The sequence below is a fragment of the Mesorhizobium sp. M8A.F.Ca.ET.165.01.1.1 genome, from assembly GCF_004792065.1.
Classification (GTDB): domain Bacteria; phylum Pseudomonadota; class Alphaproteobacteria; order Rhizobiales; family Rhizobiaceae; genus Mesorhizobium.
Window position 1 is genome coordinate 1 of record NZ_SRTH01000223.1, and the last position, 292, is coordinate 292.

The 292-nt window shown below is 62.7% G+C and carries 1 tRNA gene; it reads right to left on the reverse strand.

Annotated features, from left to right (window positions below):
* Nucleotides 1-101: 101 nt before the first annotated feature.
* Nucleotides 102-176 (reverse strand) — tRNA-Gly (locus EN808_RS35845).
* Nucleotides 177-292: the final 116 nt, after the last annotated feature.

The window sequence follows — 292 nt, forward strand, 5'->3', positions numbered from 1 at the left end:
GCCACTTCGGGGGCGTTCACGCATAGCCCAGCGCAAGGCCCGAACGCGAAAAAGCCGCGGCGAACCGCGGCTTTTCGTTTGCTTGATCCCCGGAGGGAAACTGGAGCGGGTGAGGCGATTCGAACGCCCGACCCCAACCTTGGCAAGGTTGTGCTCTACCCCTGAGCTACACCCGCTCGCGCGGCCTTGGGCCGCAAGCCGCGCCTATATGGCCGAAGAGCGCGCCGATTGCAACAGGGAAATGACGGTCTTTTTGGAGCTAGCTCTTCATGCGCGGACGGTTCGAAACGAA